The organism is Enterobacter sp. CPE_E863, assembly GCF_046521465.1.
GTDB lineage: Bacteria > Pseudomonadota > Gammaproteobacteria > Enterobacterales > Enterobacteriaceae > Enterobacter > Enterobacter adelaidei.
Map to the genome: position 1 here is coordinate 1,727,892 of NZ_JBKFZX010000001.1, position 15,737 is coordinate 1,743,628.

The window sequence follows — 15,737 nt, forward strand, 5'->3', positions numbered from 1 at the left end:
TGTTTAAGTGCGGGTAAACCCTCTACACTAAAAGCAGGAGGACTTATGACCCTGTCTTTTACTGCTCACTGGCATGACGAGTTGCCTGGTTTTTACACAGCACTCAAACCAACACCCTTACAAAATTCGCGTCTTATCTGGCACAACGATCGGCTGGCAGAGGAGCTGGCGATTCCACCTGCCATGTTTCAGCCTTCAGACGGCGCTGGCGTCTGGGGGGGCGAAAAGCTCCTCACAGGCATGAAACCCCTGGCTCAGGTCTATAGTGGACACCAGTTTGGCGTCTGGGCGGGGCAACTGGGCGACGGCAGGGGGATCCTGCTTGGTGAACAACAGCTTCCCACCGGGGAGACGGTTGACTGGCACCTGAAAGGCGCAGGCCTTACCCCTTACTCGCGGATGGGGGATGGGCGTGCGGTATTACGTTCAACGATTCGTGAATGCCTGGCATCTGAAGCGATGCATGCGCTGGGGATCCCGACCACTCGTGCGCTGTCGATTGTCACCAGCGACACGCCGGTTGCGCGCGAAACGATGGAAAAAGGGGCGTTGCTGATGCGCATTGCGCAAAGTCATTTGCGCTTTGGCCATTTTGAGCACTTTTACTATCGCCGCGAGACGGAAAAGGTGCGTCAGCTTGCAGACTACGCTATCGCTCATCACTGGCCACATTTGCAGGATGAGGATGATAAATACGTTCTCTGGTTCCGGGATGTGATTGCCCGTACTGCATCAATGATCGCGCGCTGGCAAACGGTAGGATTCGCCCACGGCGTCATGAATACGGACAACATGTCGCTCCTGGGGTTGACCTTTGATTACGGTCCGTTTGGGTTCCTTGATGATTATCAGCCGGGATATATCTGTAATCACTCCGATTATCAGGGCCGTTACAGCTTTGACAATCAGCCTGCGGTTGGATTGTGGAACCTGCAACGTCTTGCGCAAACGCTGTCACCGTTTATCGACGTTGATGCCTTGAATGACGCGCTCGATAGCTATCAGGATATTTTGCTGCGTGAATACGGCATGCTGATGCGCAATAAGCTGGGGCTGATGACCCAGGAAAGGGGGGATAACGAGATCCTCAATGACCTGTTTGCCCTGATGGCGCGTGAAGGCAGTGATTATACCCGTACTTTCCGGATGCTGGGCCAGACGGAGCAGCACAGTGCCGCCTCACCGTTGCGGGACGAGTTTATCGACAGGCAGGCGTTTGACGACTGGTTTGCCCGGTACCGCACGCGGTTGCAGCAAGAGCAGGTTGACGATACCACCCGGCATGCGCAGATGAACGCGGCGAACCCGGCGATGGTGTTACGCAACTGGCTGGCCCAACGGGCGATTGAGCAGGCAGAGCAGGGTGAGTATGACGAGTTACACCGTCTGCATGTGGCGTTACGCACGCCGTTTGCCGACAGGGATGACGATTACGTCAGCCGCCCGCCTGACTGGGGCAAGCGGCTGGAGGTAAGCTGCTCAAGTTAGTCATTTTGCCGGGTGACGCGACGCTCACCCGGCTTACCCGTCACTGTGCGACCCACCCACCATCCATGTTCCATGCGACGCCCCGGACATTTACGGCGCTGTCGCTGCACAAAAATAGCGCCAGTTCGCCCAACTGTTCCGGGGTGACAAACTCACCTGAAGGCTGTTTCTCCGCCAGAAGCTGGTCTCGTGCCTGGTCTGGTGCGACGCCATCGGCAATGCGTTTGTCGATTTGCTGTTGTACCAGAGGAGTCAGTACCCAGCCCGGGCAGATCGTATTGGCGGTAATCCCCGTGCGGGCGGTTTCGAGCGCCAGGGATTTCGTAAAGCCCACCACGCCATGCTTGGCGGCGACATAGGCCGACTTTTCTTTTGACGCGACTAGCCCATGAACGGAGGCAATGTTAATGATACGGCCCCAGTTTTTCTCACGCATGGCAGGCAGTGCCAGCCGGCTGGTGTGAAACACGGAAGAGAGATTCAGCGCGATAATGTCGTTCCATTTCTCTACCGGAAATACCTCAACAGGGGCCACATGCTGTATTCCGGCATTGTTAATCAGAATATCCACACTACCAAACTGCGATTCGGCGTAGCGCATCATGGCTTCAATTTGCAGTACGTCACGCAGGTCTGCATCGTGATAGCCCGGCTTTTGGCCGAGTTGCGCAATCTCTTCTCTTGCTGATTCGCTGTCGCCGAAACCGTTGAGGATCAGCTGCGCCCCGGCCTTCGCCAGCACGCGGGCGATCCCAAGTCCAATACCGCTTGTCGAACCGGTCACCAGAGCGGTTTTACCCTTCAGATTCATTTTTCTCTCCTTAAACAATGCCGGTCAGATAGAACACGGCAATGACAAAAAGCACTGCCAGACTTTTTATGAGGGTGATGGCGAAAATACCGCCATAGGCCTGACGATGACTCAGGCCGGTGATTGCCAGCAAGGTAATCACCGCGCCATTGTGGGGAAGCGTGTCCATACCACCGCTTGCCATCGAGGCCACGCGGTGCAGTACTTCCAGAGGAATATTGGCGGCGTGCGCAGCGGCAATAAAGCTGTCAGACATTGCCGCGAGTGCAATGCTCATCCCCCCGGAGGCGGAACCGGTGATCCCGGCGAGGACGGTCACGCTGATCGCTTCGTTTAACAGCGGGTTTGGGATTGCGGCCAGCCCTTTTGACAGCACCAGAAAACCAGGCAGTGCAGCAATAACGGCCCCGAAACCATATTCAGAGGCCGTATTCATCGCTGCCAGAATGGCGCCGCTAACCGCCGTCCGGCTGCCTTCAGCCAGACGCCCGCGGATATTGCGAAAACCAAAAATCAGCACCAGCATGATGCCGGAGATCAGCGCCGCCTCAACGGCCCAGATGGCGGTGATCTTGCTCACCTCGGTCACAATCGGCTTCGCCAGGCCGGGTAGGGTAAGCTCATGGCTAGTACCGTACCAGCCAGGGATCCAGCGGGTAAACAGCAGATTCAGGATGCCCACCACCAGCAGCGGGGAGAGGGCAATCAGCGGATGCGGCAGATTAATGTTATCCGGCGTCTCAGGTTCATTTTTCAGATCCGTGCCGTAGCCTTCATTGTTATTGAACGCCTTACGACGCTGGCGCTCCAGCCAGAGCAGGCCAAATACGATAATAAACAGGGAGCCTATCAGCCCCAGCCACGGTGCGGCCCAGGCGTTCGTGCCAAAGAAGCTGGTGGGGATGATATTCTGGATCTGCGGCGTGCCGGGCAAGGCGTCCATGGTAAACGAAAACGCGCCCAGTGCCACGGTGGCTGGGATCAGACGTTTAGGGATGCCGCTCTGGCGGAACAGTTCGGCGGCAAACGGGTAGACCGCAAACGCCACCACGAACAGCGAAACGCCGCCATAGGTTAACAGCGCACAGACCAGAACAATGACCGGTATCGCGTGGCGACGACCGAGGATCCGAATAGCGGAGGCGACGATCGATCGTGAGAAACCGGAAAGCTCAATCAGCTTGCCAAAAACGGCACCCAGCAGAAACACCGGGAAGTAGAGCTTGACGAAGCCCACCATTTTTTCCATAAACAGACCGGTAAACGTCGGGCCAACAGCCCCCGGGTCGGTCAGCAACACTGCACCCAGCGCCGCAATCGGCGCAAACAAAATAACGCTATATCCGCGATAGGCCGCCAGCATCAGCAATGCCAGTGCCGCCAGGGCAATTAACACACTCATTACGACTCCTCACTATCATTGTTATATTCGGGTACCAACGAGATGTTTAACGCTCGACGGTCAGAGCGATGCCTTGTCCGCCGCCTACGCACAGGGTGACGAGTCCTTTTTTAGCCCCCTGACGCTGCATTTCGTACAGCAGCGTGACGAGAATGCGGCAGCCGGAAGCACCAATCGGATGACCCAGCGCAATCGCGCCACCGTTGACGTTCACCTTTGACTCATCCCAGCCGAGCAGCTTGCCCACCGCCAGCGCTTGCGCCGCAAAGGCTTCATTGGCTTCAATGAGATCCACGTCATCGAGCGTCCAGCCAGCCCGCGCCAGAGCCGTCTGACAGGCACTGACCGGACCAATTCCCATCACGGATGGGTCAACGCCCGTCACGGCGTAACTCACGATGCGGCCCAGGATCGGCAAACCGCTTTCCCGTGCTTTTTCCTCGCTCATCAACAGTACCGCAGCGGCACCATCATTGAGCGTTGAGGCATTACCCGCCGTGACCGTGCCTTCCTCGTGTAAAAACGCGGGGCGCAGTTGCGCGAGCTGTTCTGCGGTGGTTCCCGGCCGGGGCTGTTCATCACGGCTGATGATCAGGGGCGGCTTTTTACCCTGTTTCACCGTCACTGGCACTATTTCGGCGTCGAATCGACCGGATTCAGCCGCGGATGCAGCTTTTTGCTGCGACCGGGCGGCAAAGGCGTCCTGCTGCTCGCGCGAAATGCCGTACTGCCGGGCGATGTTTTCTGCGGTGATCCCCATGTGGTAATCGTTGAACGCATCCCATAGCCCGTCGGTAATCATGCTGTCCTGCAGGTCTGTATGACCAAAACGCAACCCTGATCGCGCACCGTCCAGCAGATAAGGCGCGTTGCTCATGCTCTCCTGACCGCCCGCGATAACCACGTCGGCATCGCCACAGCGGATCGCCTGCGCGGCCAGTTGCACCGCTTTTAAGCCCGCACCACACACCAGATTGACCGTTGTCGCGGGCGTTTTGACAGGTAACCCGGCGCGGATTGCCGTCTGGCGCGCGGGGTTTTGTCCACAGCCTGCCGTCAGCACCTGACCGAAGAGCAACTCGTCTATTTGATCTGCATGCAAACCGCTGGTCGCAAGCAGGTGTTGTACCGCTACTGCACCCAGTTCAACTGCAGAAAGGGAGGCGAGCGAGCCGCGAAAACCACCCACAGGGGTTCGCGCTGCCCCGACAATCATGACGTTTTTCATGTTGAGTCCTCAGCTGAAGCGCATCTCGCGAACGTCGTCCGCCACTGTTATTTTCCCGGCCGTTTTCGCCACGATCTCGTCGATACTCACCCCCGGAGCGTATTCCCGAAGAATGAACGTGCCGTCCTTGATCTCCAGTAACGCGAGGTCGGTTAAGACCCGACGGATGCAGCCCACGCCCGTGAGTGGCAGCGTGCAGCGGGGGAGTAGCTTTGACTCACCGCTTTTTGACGCGTGGGTCATTACCACTATGATGTTCTGTGCCCCGGCAACGAGATCCATTGCTCCTCCCATCCCTTTCACCATCTTCCCGGGGATCATCCACGAGGCGATATTCCCTTCGACGTCCACTTCAAACGCACCCAATACGGTCAGATCGACATGACCGCCACGGATCATGGCGAATGACTGAGCCGAGTCGAAAATGGCAGCACCGATCCGCGCGGTCACCGTCTGTTTACCGGCGTTAATCATGTCGGCGTCGAGGTTCCGTTCATCCGGGAATTCCCCCATTCCCAGCAGACCGTTTTCCGACTGGAGCATCACATCCATCCCCGGTGGAATGTAGTTCGCCACCAGGGTAGGGATGCCGATCCCCAGGTTGACGTAGTAACCGTCGCGCAGCTCGCGAGCGACGCGCATTGCCATCTGTTCACGGGTCAACATTGTCAGACTCCTTCCGCGCGCAGCGTGCGCTGTTCAATGCGTTTTTCAAACTGGCCGACAATCACTCTGTCGACGTAAATTCCTGGGGTGTGAATAGCGGACGGAGGCAGTTCGCCCGGAGGAACAATTTCTTCCACCTCCACAACGGTTATCCGGCCCGCCGTGGCCATCAGCGGATTAAAGTTTTGCGCGGTATGGCGATAGATAACGTTGCCGTACCAGTCTGCTTTCCAGCCTTTGATAAGCGCGAAATCACCCGTAATGGCCTCTTCGAGGACGTAGTGTTTCCCCGCAAACTGACGAATTTCCTTGCCAGTCGCCACGGGAGTGCCATAACCGGTGGCGGTGTAAAATGCCGGAATACCGGCTCCACCCGCGCGCACTTTTTCTGCCAGCGAGCCCTGAGGCGTGAGTTCAATCTCCAGCTCACCGCTCAATACCTGTTGCTCGAATAGCGCGTTCTCACCCACGTAAGACGCCACCACCTTGCGTACCTGCCGCGTCTCAAGCAGTATTCCGAGGCCGAAACCATCCACGCCGCAGTTGTTTGAAACCACCGTCAGATCGTTCACCTGACGGCGTCTGACTTCTGCAATCAGGTTCTCTGGGATGCCACACAAGCCGAAACCGCCTGCCAGCAAGGTCATTCCGTTCGTCAGCCCATCCAGCGCTTGCGCATAGCTACTGACGCGTTTATCCAGTCCCGCCATCGTCATCTCTCCCGTTGTCCGTGCCGGTATCATTAGGGGCGGTGACTCATTTGTTAATTTTGAATTTGTGACTCACTCATTTGGTTTTTTTATTAATTTACTGTTAACTAAATTTTTTCAATTAGTTAACAGGATGAAAAATGAGAATGAGTGTCAAACAGTTACGCGCGTTTTTAGCGGTAGCTCACACTCTGAATTTCGCGCACGCCAGCGAACGGCTAAATCTCTCTCAGCCAGCACTGAGCCTGACGATTAAAGGTCTTGAGGATGTGCTGGGAGGGCCGCTGCTGCAGCGGAGCACGCGTAAAGTGGCGTTGACACAGGAAGGGGAGACGTTTTTGCCCATGGCGCGGCAACTGCTTGCCGACTGGGATAACGTCGAAGAGGCGATGCATCAGTGTTTTACGCTACAGCGTGGCAAAATCTCGGTCGCGGCCATGCCGTCGTTTGCCGCGAATGTCTTACCGGAGGTACTCAAAGCCTTTCGCGATCGCCACGCCGGGATCAACGTCACCGTGCATGATGTCATCAACGAACACGTGATCGAGATGGTTCGGGAAGGGCGGGTGGAGATGGGGATCGCGTTTGAGCCGGCACCCACGCATAACCTGCTGTTTACGCCCCTGGGTCTCGACAGATTTGTCGCCATTGTGCCGAAAGATTCCTCTCTTGCCGGTAAAAAACGCTTGTCATGGGAAGAGCTGCTGACGCTGGATTTCATCACCCTGCAGCGACCCTCAGCGGTACGTCTGATGATGGAAGAGGAACTGGCCCGAAGCGGCAGAAAACTGGATGTGGCGCTGGAGAGTCATCAACTGGTGACGGTGGGGCGGATGGTCGCCAGTGGATTGGGCGGCAGCGCTGTTCCGGCATTGTGCGAAACACAGATGGCTGCGTTAGGCGCGGTCTGTATTCCACTGGATAACCCGCTTATTGAGAAATGCATTGGCGTGATCCATCCAGGGCACACACAGCTTTCAAAAGCGGCGCGTGCCCTGCTGGAAACACTGAAGGATTTTTATCAGCCTGGTCAGGGGGCGAGAAACACCTGCGGCGTGGCGTAATCTGGATGTCTGCCGACGAGCACTTCTGCCCCGTACCAGTGTGCCAGCGCATCAGCCTGCAAAACAGCTTCAGGTACGCCTTCGCAGACCAATCTGCCATTGTGTAACAGCAGGATCCGATCCGCCCACAGCGCCGCCAGATTAAGATCGTGCAGCACGACGCAGACGTGGAGATCTCCCTGATGGGTCAGGGATTTCAGCAGGCGCAGCAGATGTTGCTGGTGATAGAGATCCAGCGCAGACGTGGGTTCATCAAGGAACAGCCAGCCGCGCGGCGCACCCTCGTGCCACAGCTGCGCCAGCGCCCGCGCAAGCTGGATCCGCTGCTGTTCCCCACCGGAGAGTGCGGCAAACTGCCTGCCCGCCAGCGGTAAACATCCGGTAATCTGCATCACCTCCTGAACAACTGCGGGTTCGGGGTAGCGAGTCCAGGGAGCGCGGCCCATGCCGACTACCGCCTCCACAGGCCAGTCGAAGCCGAGCTGCGTGTTCTGGCGCATCACCGCCCGGCGGCGAGCGAGTCTTTCCGGCTGCCAGGCATTGAGGGGGATATCTGCCAGGTTGCACTGCCCGCCAGTAGGGTTTAAATAGCCCGTGAGCAGCCGCAGTAACGTCGATTTTCCGGCGCCATTCGGGCCAATCAACGCCACCATTTCACCCATGGATAAATCCAGGGATACCTCGTTTATAAGCGTCCGGTGTCCGGTGTGGAAATCTATTTTTTCTGCACAATAGCGTTCAGCCATGCTCGCCTCCACGACGAAAGATCAGCCACAGAAACCACGGCGCGCCGAGAAGGCTGGTCAGCAAACCAACCGGCATTTCCGCCGGGGCGACCAGGGTACGAGCCACCGTATCCGCAATCAGCAGCAGTGCCGCGCCGGCGAGTACAGATCCGGGGATCACCGCCCGGTGATCTGCCCCGAGCCACATGCGCATCAGGTGGGGGACCACAAGACCGACAAAACCGATAACGCCACTGACCGCTACCGCAGCGGCGACCAGCAAGGCGCTACACAGCAGCAGGATCCGCTGCACAACCGCAACCTCCACACCGAGATAGTGCGCTTCTTCTTCACCTAATTGCAGTAAATTGAGCGCGCTGGCAAGACGCCATATCACCAGAAGAGTGGGCATCATCAGCGAGGTGACGGCCAGCAATGTTGACCATTGTGCCTGGCCGAGGCTGCCCATACCCCAAAGTGAAAGCTGGCGAAGCTGTGCATCATTACTGAGCCATGACAGCACACCGACGGCTGCCCCGCACAGGGCATTAATGGCGATACCTACTAGCAACAACCGGGAGAGCGAGCTGTTACGCTGCTGGCTGAGAAGGAAAATCACGAAAGTGGCAGACAGCGCGCCGAAAAAGGCCGCGATCATCGGGGCATAAAGCATGACCAGTGCAGGTAACGAGAGCGGAATAACCACCCATAACGCAACGGCAAGCGCCGCACCGCTGCTGATCCCGAGCAGGCCCGGATCTGCCAGCGGGTTACGAAATAACCCCTGCATTACACAGCCTGCCAGCGCCAGTGAACCCCCAATAACCAGCGCCAACAGCACTCGGGGCAGGCGTATGGTCAGCCAGATCTGACGCAGCGCATCATCGCTGCCGTTCCACAGCAGGCTGACCGGTAGATGCAACGCGCCAAAACCGGTCGCCACGATCGTCATCGTCGTGAGGAGTGCGGTCAGTATCCACAGTGACAAGGTGATCCGTCGGGACATCAGGGTAGTTGCTCCGCTCTGACGCGCAACTGCTGAATTGCCTGCGGCGTTCGCACGCCAAACCCCAGAAGCGCCATATCATCAATTGCCAGCAGCTGCTTGTTGCGTCCCGCCGGCGTTTGCGCCAGACCCGGCAGTTTCCAGAGATTGTCTTCACCGCCCAGCGCGTTGATACCTTCCTGAGAAATCACCACCAGGTCGGGCTGGCTGGCAATCACGCCCTCCTGTGACAGCGGTTGATAGCGGGTAAAACCTTGCATCGCATTTCTAAGCCCCGCCGCCTGAATGGCGGCATCCGCTGCGGTCTGTTGTCCGGCAGCCATTGCGGTCATCCCTCCATGGTTGAGGATAAACAGCACCCGCTTGTTGAGTGGCGAGGCGGGCAGGGCGGTCAGGGCCTGACGTAACGTGTTACGCAGGATTTCTCCCTCAACCTCGCGATGTGTCGCTTGCGCGATGACCCGCACCTTTTCATCAATGACGCCCAGCGCGTTACTTGCCGGAACGGTGATGACCCTGATATGGCTTTGCTCAACCTGTTTTAATGCCAGAGACGGTTGCGCCTGGGCGCTTGCCAGCACCAGGGTGGGACGCATGGACAAAATGCCTTCCGCATTCAGCTGGCGCAAATATCCCACGTCAGGCAGATCGTTTGCTGCCTGTGGCCACTGACTGGTACTGTCGCGAGCCACCAGAGACGACTGTGCGCCAAGGGCAAAGACAATTTCCGTCACGTCGCCGCCAAGCGTAACGATTTTCTCCTGCGTGGCGGCAAACGCCATCAGGGGCAGGGCGCTGAGAACGGCGATCCATTTTTTCATGCGGCCAACCCTTTCGCCGTTAAGGCGTCAATCTGGCTACGCCATTGGCTCTGTTCCGGCTCGCCTTCGGTACGCTGACCATACAGCTGAGCGATTTGCGTGCCGTCGGCGGCAAACAGCTCCAGGCTAGTGACATGCCCGTCAGCCGTCGGTTTGCGCGTGACCCACGTTTCCGCAATGGCTTCTTCAAGCAGATGCAGGGTAAAGGTCGGGTTAAAGATGTTGAGCCAGCCTTTCATCGGCACCAGCTTTTCCACCGCGCCGGTGAAGATCTGCACGCAGCCGCGGTTGCCGACAAACACCATAATTTCGTTGCCGTCCTGGCGCGCCGTCTCCAGCAGCTGCGCCAGCGCGGAGTTCTCTACCCTGCAGGCCAGATCGTCACCCACCAGGTTAAACGCCTGCTGGCGGCTGAGATTGTGGCGCTTCAGCAGGCCGAAGAACTGGTGCACGTCGGTCATGGCGCGCCACTCTGTGTCCACGAGCGCGGCTTGCGCGTTTTCTGCGTGAACCGGGACATCGGCCACCTTTAACGCCAGCGGTGGATTATCGGCAAAGATAAAGCGGCTCAGTACGTCGCTCCAGGCGGATACGTCGGTGCTATCGGTGGCGTAGACCTTCAGCAGCGCATCACCATGATGGTCGAAGAACTGGATGCTCTGACGCTCGCCGCGCGCGGTAGCTTCACTGATGTGAAAAACGCTCGCCCACTGATTGAGGAACAGACGCAGATCCAGTCCGCGTGGGTTCAGTACCAGCCCGGCGTGACCGTGGAGATGCTGATTGGTGAAGGTCCCTACCTGCTCGTGAACGGCATGGTCATTGCGGCAAATGCATTTGGTTTCGCCCACGGCTTCCAGCGCGCCAAGGATATCGCGGATCTCACCGTTCAGGCGCCAGGCATCGTGGCCGACGCGGGCAAAGGTCAGTTCAGCTTCACTGATGTTCATTAAACCTGCGATGTCACGCGCGTACTTACCCGGGTTTTCTTCTTTTAGCTCAAGCCAGCGTGTGTAGTGATTCATTGTCTCGTCCTTCTTCATGGATGCCCCGGTGAACCGGGGCGAGGGGGTTACCACTGATAGCTTACGAAAATCTTGCCGTTGCGACCGTCCTGCGGAATACCCTGCGGTGACCAGTATTCTTTGTCGAAGGCGTTACCCAGCACCACCGTCGTTGTGATGCCTTTCAGTTGTGCCTGACCCTGATAGCTGACGTAGAAATCGTTGACCGCGTAGCCAGGCTGCTTTTTGTAACTGCTGCTGATGTGCGTTGAACGGTCAACAAAGGTACCTATCCAGCCCACGGAGAAACCGCTTTGCGCTACCGGGATATCCAGCTTGCTGGTGACGGTGTCCGGGTTAATGCTGGAGATGTACTCTCCCGTGTCGGTATCTTTCCCGCGCGTGCGGTTATAGGCCAGGTCAAGGTTGAAGATCTCGGCGGAGTATTTCGCCATTACGTCCCAGCCCCAGATTTTGGCATTGGGAACGTTATAGGACATGGTGGTCGCCGCTGCGAAATCGACGGTAGTGGAGATGTAGTCTTTGGCTTTCGTATCGAAATAGCTCGCTTTGAACTCCAGCGCATCGTTCGCCAGCATCAGATCGTCAAAGCGCAGACCAAAACCGAACTCCTGAGTTTCATTGGTCTCCGGACGCAGGTTCGGGTTTGGCACCCAGTAGTTGGTATAGAAGCGGCCGATCGAGAAGTGCTTCGCATCGTTATACATTTCACCCATGGTCGGCGCGCGGAAGGCCTGCGCGTAAGAGCCGAACAGCATTAGCCAGTCGGCTGGGCTGACGGTTAACCCGGCGCGGGATGACCACTTATCGGCATCCACATCGTCATAACCATCACTGCTGCCGCGATAGTTGTCATAACGCGTCCCCCCCAGAAGGGTGATGGGCAGATCGCGCAGGGTAATTTCATCCTGCAGCCAACCGGAGCTGAAGTCGATTTTTGCGTCCGGGAAACCGGTCGTCGCACCGCCCGGGCTTTGCTCCTGGCGGTAATATTCTCCGCCGTAGGTCAGGAGGTGTGAGGCAAAGGAGTCGCTAAACAGTCGGGTGCGGTTTTCCACCTTCCCACCTTTCGTGGTTTGCTTGCGGAATTCACCGCTGCCGTTGATGTTCTGGGCGTTAATGCGCGCTTCAGACCAGTAGATTTTGGCATCGGCGTTCAGCCAGTCATTGCCTTCCGGCGCGATGTTGTAGCCCAGCTGAGCGTCACGCTGGATGGTGGAACGGTCAGTCATGGGGTTGCTGGAGGCATCCGCTTTAATGGTTTGCGGATTTTTGGGTTCCTGTGCGTCGTTGTTATAGTAGCGCAGGGAGCCGCTCAGGGTCTGCGCCGGGTCGATTTTCCATCGACCTTTTGCCAGCATGTTGTTAATGGATTCATCATTTGGTGCTGCTGTACCGTTGCTCTGACGAATGTCACCCCGGTCACGGCTCGACCAGGAGACCAGACCGTCCAGCGTGTCGGTGCGGCCAAACGCGCTGGCCCCCATTCCGAGGCTATGATCGCCCGTTGCACCCGTAGCAAATACGCGGTAGCCGCTGTTTTTTCCCGGCTCCAGCAGGTCTTTGGCGTCGGCAGTATCATAGGAGATCACGCCGCCCAGCGCGCCACTTCCGTAGAGCAGGGCGGATGGTCCACGAACCACTTCAACACGTTTAATCAGCGACGGATCGAGGAAGGTGCTGTTCAGGTGGCCGGTATCGGTTCCCTGGCGCACGCCGTCAACCAGCACCAGCACGCCGCGGCGGTCATAACCGCGCAGGTTCACGTCCTGCCCGTTGGTGCGCCCGGTGCCGTCCAGTGTGAGACCAGGAACGTTACGCAGCAGGTCGGCAGCAGAGCTGGCGGTTTGTTTCTCAGGCGCGCTGGCGTCAATCACGCTCACCATCATCGGAGCTTCAAAGGCGCTGCGGGCGTTGCCCGTGGCGGTGACGGTAATATCATCTGCGGCAGCAAACGCGACGCCCGGCAGGGTACTGACGACTGCCAGAGCCAAAATTGACGGGCGTAAAGACGCGGAATGCAGGTATGGCATAGCAACTCTCCATTAAGAATCGAAAGCGCTGGCTGCCTGGGGAACACCTGGGTGGCTGGCGAAGTTATCGTGTTGTTTATTTAGTCAGGATCAGTTTTCCGGCATGGGTCTGGCGTAGCAGGTAATACTGACCGTCATGCTCGATAATCACCCGCCCCTCATCGCCGAGCAGGGCTTTGCTGTCAATCCGACGCTCGGTGGAGGCAGGGGCTGTGTGTGTTTTTTCTGGCGTTACCGCGTTGTTATCCGTACGTGACATAATGTTTATAAATGACAACCAATGTAACAATGATAATCATTATCAATAAACTGTAAATTCACAGCAAGCGTTTTTGTGAAAAAAGGGTGAGAGGATCAAATTTGGGGGTGAAGTGCGGCTTGATGCCCTCACCCCGCCCCTCTCCCACAGGGAGAGGGAGAAGGACTGGATTTTAGAAGCGCGTATCTACCGCAGAAGCCAGTTTCTCCAGCAGCAGTTCGCTGTCTTCCCAGCTCAGGCACGGGTCGGTAATTGATTGACCGTACACTATTGGCTGTCCGGCAACGATCTTCTGCGTGCCTTCCTTGATGAAACTTTCGGCCATAATCCCCGCGATGGCGGTTGAGCCGCTGCGGATCTGCTGGCAAATTTCATCGCACACATCCAGCTGGCGGCGATGCTGTTTCTGACAGTTACCGTGGCTGAAATCCACCACCAGATGTTCCGGAAGGTCGAACTCTGCCAGTGTTTCACAGGCGGCCGCAATATCTTGTGCATGGTAATTGGGTTTCTTCCCACCGCGCATAATTATATGCCCGTACGGGTTACCGCTGGTCTGGTAGATGGTCATGTGACCGCTCTTATCCGGCGACAGGAACATATGGCTGGCACGGGCAGCGCGGATCGCATCTACCGCGATACGGGTGTTACCGTCAGTTCCGTTTTTAAAGCCGACCGGACAGGAGAGGGCGGAGGCCATCTCGCGGTGGATTTGGCTTTCGGTGGTACGTGCGCCAATTGCGCCCCAGCTGATGAGATCGGCGATAAACTGCCCGGTCACCATATCGAGAAATTCGGTCGCCGTTGGTACGCCCAGTTCATTGACCTGCAGGAGCAGTTTGCGCGCCAGCTCAATACCGTGGTTCACGCGGTAGCTACCGTTCAGATCAGGATCGGAAATCAGGCCTTTCCAGCCCACTACGGTCCGCGGTTTTTCAAAGTAGGTTCGCATCACGATCTCAAGGCGATGCTGGTATTTGTCCCGCAGCCCCTGAAGTCGTTTGGCATAATCCATTGCGGCATCCAGATCGTGGATGGAGCAAGGCCCAATCACTACCAGAAGACGTTTGTCTTCACCATTCAGGATTTTTTCAATGCGCCGGCGGGAAGCCGTGACATGTTCCGCAACGGTGGCGGAAACAGGATGCCGCAGTGCCAGTTCAGCTGGGGTAACCAGGCTGTCGATGCGCGCAGTGCGGAGTTCGTCGGTTTTATTCATGGAATGTCTCAGAAAATTTTTGCTTCATCGGCAGACTACCGGGAAGTGATGGGCATCACCTTAAACCAATCCCTGCTGATTTCAAGTTCGGGGCGACACCGCCCCGTGGTTGCCGATGATGATACCTGAATCTGAGCTAATGTACTAGCATATTAGTACATGCGGCGATTAAGCCCCATGATGTCGAGAATTTTGGTGGCAATTTCTTCAACCGAATAGTTGGTGCTGTTCAGCCACGGGATCTGGTTTTTGCGGTACAGCGCTTCCACTTCGGAGACCTCCATCCGGCACTGGCGCATGGAGGCGTAGCGGCTGTTCTCGCGGCGTTCTTCGCGGATGGCGGCAAGGCGTTCCGGGTTGATCGTCAGGCCGAACAACTTATGTTGCAGAGGCTTAAGGGCGGCAGGTAGCACCAGGTTATCCATGTCGTCAGCAATAAAGGGGTAGTTTGCGGCACGAATACCAAACTGCATCGCCAGATAGAGGCTGGTTGGCGTTTTGCCGCAGCGCGATACGCCAAGCAGGATCACCTGCGCCTGGTCAAGATTACGCAGCGAGATACCGTCGTCATGTGCCAGGGTGTAATCAATGGCAGCGATACGCGCATCGTACTTGGTCAGATTGCCGGGGTTTAGCCCGTGGGTACGATGAGCGATCGGGGTCGGATCAAGCTTAAGCTCGCTTTGCAGCGGAGCCACCAGTGCCTGGACGATATCCTGACAGAAGCCTTCACTTTGCAGAATGATGGAGCGAATCTCGGGGATCACGATCGAGTAGAATACCAGCGGGCGGACGCCGGTCTGCTGGTAGATGGCATCAATCTGGTCCTTCACCGCTTTGGCGCGGCTCTCATTTTCGACAAACGGCAGCGTGATGCTGTTAATCGAAACGGGAAACTGCGACATCACCGCATGGCCCAGCACCTCGGCGGTGATCGCCGTACCATCAGAAATATAAAAAACGTGGCGATCGACAGCATTATCCATTTTACTCACCCTGAATATCATACCTAATTGCCTGAAAGCATAAATTAAAAAAGTAAATTACACAGCAAAGAACTTATCTTAATTATAAATGAAACGATGTTTTTGATTTTCCTGAAAAGTGGATTTCATTTTTCAAATAGCGACTTTATTTTTGTGGTTTCTGGCTGAATATATAGGAATCATCGGGTTCGTGGGTGATGGGAAAGTATCCGAAAAGTTGAAAATTTAAATTGCTTACACGATTCACCGTTTTTTTAGCGCTAATAAATATGCCACTATAAATACGTAGTCAGG

General features: G+C 56.7%; 15 protein-coding genes. 2 read left to right on the forward strand and 13 right to left on the reverse strand.

Annotated elements, in window-relative coordinates:
• The first annotated feature begins 45 nt into the window (after window positions 1-45).
• Window positions 46-1,488 (forward strand): protein adenylyltransferase SelO, encoded by a 1,443-nt coding sequence (gene selO, locus ACLHV8_RS08510; RefSeq protein WP_208593880.1) that lies wholly within the window; start codon window positions 46-48, stop codon window positions 1,486-1,488.
• A 40-nt stretch (window positions 1,489-1,528) separates the two neighbouring features.
• Here the strand turns inward: selO and ACLHV8_RS08515 are convergent, their stop codons facing one another.
• Genes ACLHV8_RS08515 through ACLHV8_RS08535 form a run of 5 tightly spaced genes read right to left on the reverse strand, consistent with a single transcriptional unit; the run spans window position 1,529 to window position 6,305 of the window.
• Window positions 1,529-2,299 (reverse strand): 3-hydroxybutyrate dehydrogenase, encoded by a 771-nt coding sequence (locus ACLHV8_RS08515; protein WP_208593881.1) that lies wholly within the window; start codon window positions 2,297-2,299, stop codon window positions 1,529-1,531.
• A 10-nt stretch (window positions 2,300-2,309) separates the two neighbouring features.
• Entirely contained in the window at window positions 2,310-3,701 is a 1,392-nt protein-coding gene (locus tag ACLHV8_RS08520; RefSeq protein WP_208593882.1) for a GntP family permease, read from the reverse strand.
• Window positions 3,702-3,747: 46 nt separating this feature from the next.
• Window positions 3,748-4,929, reverse strand: a complete 1,182-nt coding sequence (locus ACLHV8_RS08525) for an acetyl-CoA C-acetyltransferase (protein WP_208593883.1) — start codon at window positions 4,927-4,929, stop codon at window positions 3,748-3,750.
• A gap of 9 nt (window positions 4,930-4,938) precedes the next feature.
• The gene (locus ACLHV8_RS08530) at window positions 4,939-5,595 is read right to left on the reverse strand and encodes a CoA transferase subunit B (protein ID WP_049006738.1); all 657 of its coding nucleotides are present in this window, start codon (window positions 5,593-5,595) and stop codon (window positions 4,939-4,941) included.
• A gap of 2 nt (window positions 5,596-5,597) precedes the next feature.
• Entirely contained in the window at window positions 5,598-6,305 is a 708-nt protein-coding gene (locus ACLHV8_RS08535; RefSeq protein WP_208593884.1) for a CoA transferase subunit A, read from the reverse strand.
• Between the two features lie 140 nt (window positions 6,306-6,445).
• Between ACLHV8_RS08535 and ACLHV8_RS08540 the strand changes: the two genes are divergently transcribed.
• Entirely contained in the window at window positions 6,446-7,369 is a 924-nt protein-coding gene (locus tag ACLHV8_RS08540; RefSeq protein WP_032666815.1) for a LysR family transcriptional regulator, read from the forward strand.
• On the opposite strand, the gene ACLHV8_RS08545 is transcribed toward ACLHV8_RS08540, so the two are convergent.
• The 8 genes from ACLHV8_RS08545 to ppsR all read right to left on the reverse strand — a co-directional run bounded on the left by ACLHV8_RS08545 (window position 7,336) and on the right by ppsR (window position 15,443).
• Window positions 7,336-8,115 (reverse strand): heme ABC transporter ATP-binding protein, encoded by a 780-nt coding sequence (locus ACLHV8_RS08545; RefSeq protein ID WP_028017237.1) that lies wholly within the window; start codon window positions 8,113-8,115, stop codon window positions 7,336-7,338. The genes ACLHV8_RS08540 and ACLHV8_RS08545 overlap by 34 nt on opposite strands.
• The gene (locus ACLHV8_RS08550) at window positions 8,108-9,100 is read right to left on the reverse strand and encodes a FecCD family ABC transporter permease (protein WP_028017238.1); all 993 of its coding nucleotides are present in this window, start codon (window positions 9,098-9,100) and stop codon (window positions 8,108-8,110) included. The genes ACLHV8_RS08545 and ACLHV8_RS08550 overlap by 8 nt, the downstream gene beginning before the upstream one ends.
• A complete protein-coding gene (locus tag ACLHV8_RS08555) occupies window positions 9,100-9,921 on the reverse strand; it encodes a hemin ABC transporter substrate-binding protein (protein ID WP_208593885.1) in 822 nt (273 codons plus the stop codon). Before ACLHV8_RS08555 ends, ACLHV8_RS08550 begins: the two co-directional genes overlap by 1 nt.
• Entirely contained in the window at window positions 9,918-10,946 is a 1,029-nt protein-coding gene (gene chuS / locus ACLHV8_RS08560) for a hemin-degrading factor (protein ID WP_208593886.1), read from the reverse strand. The genes ACLHV8_RS08555 and chuS overlap by 4 nt, the downstream gene beginning before the upstream one ends.
• A 47-nt stretch (window positions 10,947-10,993) precedes the next feature.
• Window positions 10,994-12,979 carry a TonB-dependent hemoglobin/transferrin/lactoferrin family receptor gene (locus ACLHV8_RS08565; RefSeq protein ID WP_208593887.1) on the reverse strand — a complete coding sequence of 662 codons (1,986 nt, stop codon included), beginning with the start codon at window positions 12,977-12,979 and terminating at the stop codon, window positions 10,994-10,996.
• 76 nt (window positions 12,980-13,055) lie between these two features.
• Complete coding sequence (gene hemP / locus ACLHV8_RS08570; protein ID WP_208593888.1) at window positions 13,056-13,238, reverse strand: hemin uptake protein HemP; 183 nt, start codon at window positions 13,236-13,238, stop codon at window positions 13,056-13,058.
• Window positions 13,239-13,410: 172 nt separating this feature from the next.
• Window positions 13,411-14,457 (reverse strand): 3-deoxy-7-phosphoheptulonate synthase AroH, encoded by a 1,047-nt coding sequence (gene aroH / locus ACLHV8_RS08575; protein ID WP_049006390.1) that lies wholly within the window; start codon window positions 14,455-14,457, stop codon window positions 13,411-13,413.
• A gap of 152 nt (window positions 14,458-14,609) precedes the next feature.
• Window positions 14,610-15,443 carry a posphoenolpyruvate synthetase regulatory kinase/phosphorylase PpsR gene (gene ppsR / locus ACLHV8_RS08580; protein ID WP_028017244.1) on the reverse strand — a complete coding sequence of 278 codons (834 nt, stop codon included), beginning with the start codon at window positions 15,441-15,443 and terminating at the stop codon, window positions 14,610-14,612.
• Window positions 15,444-15,737: the final 294 nt, after the last annotated feature.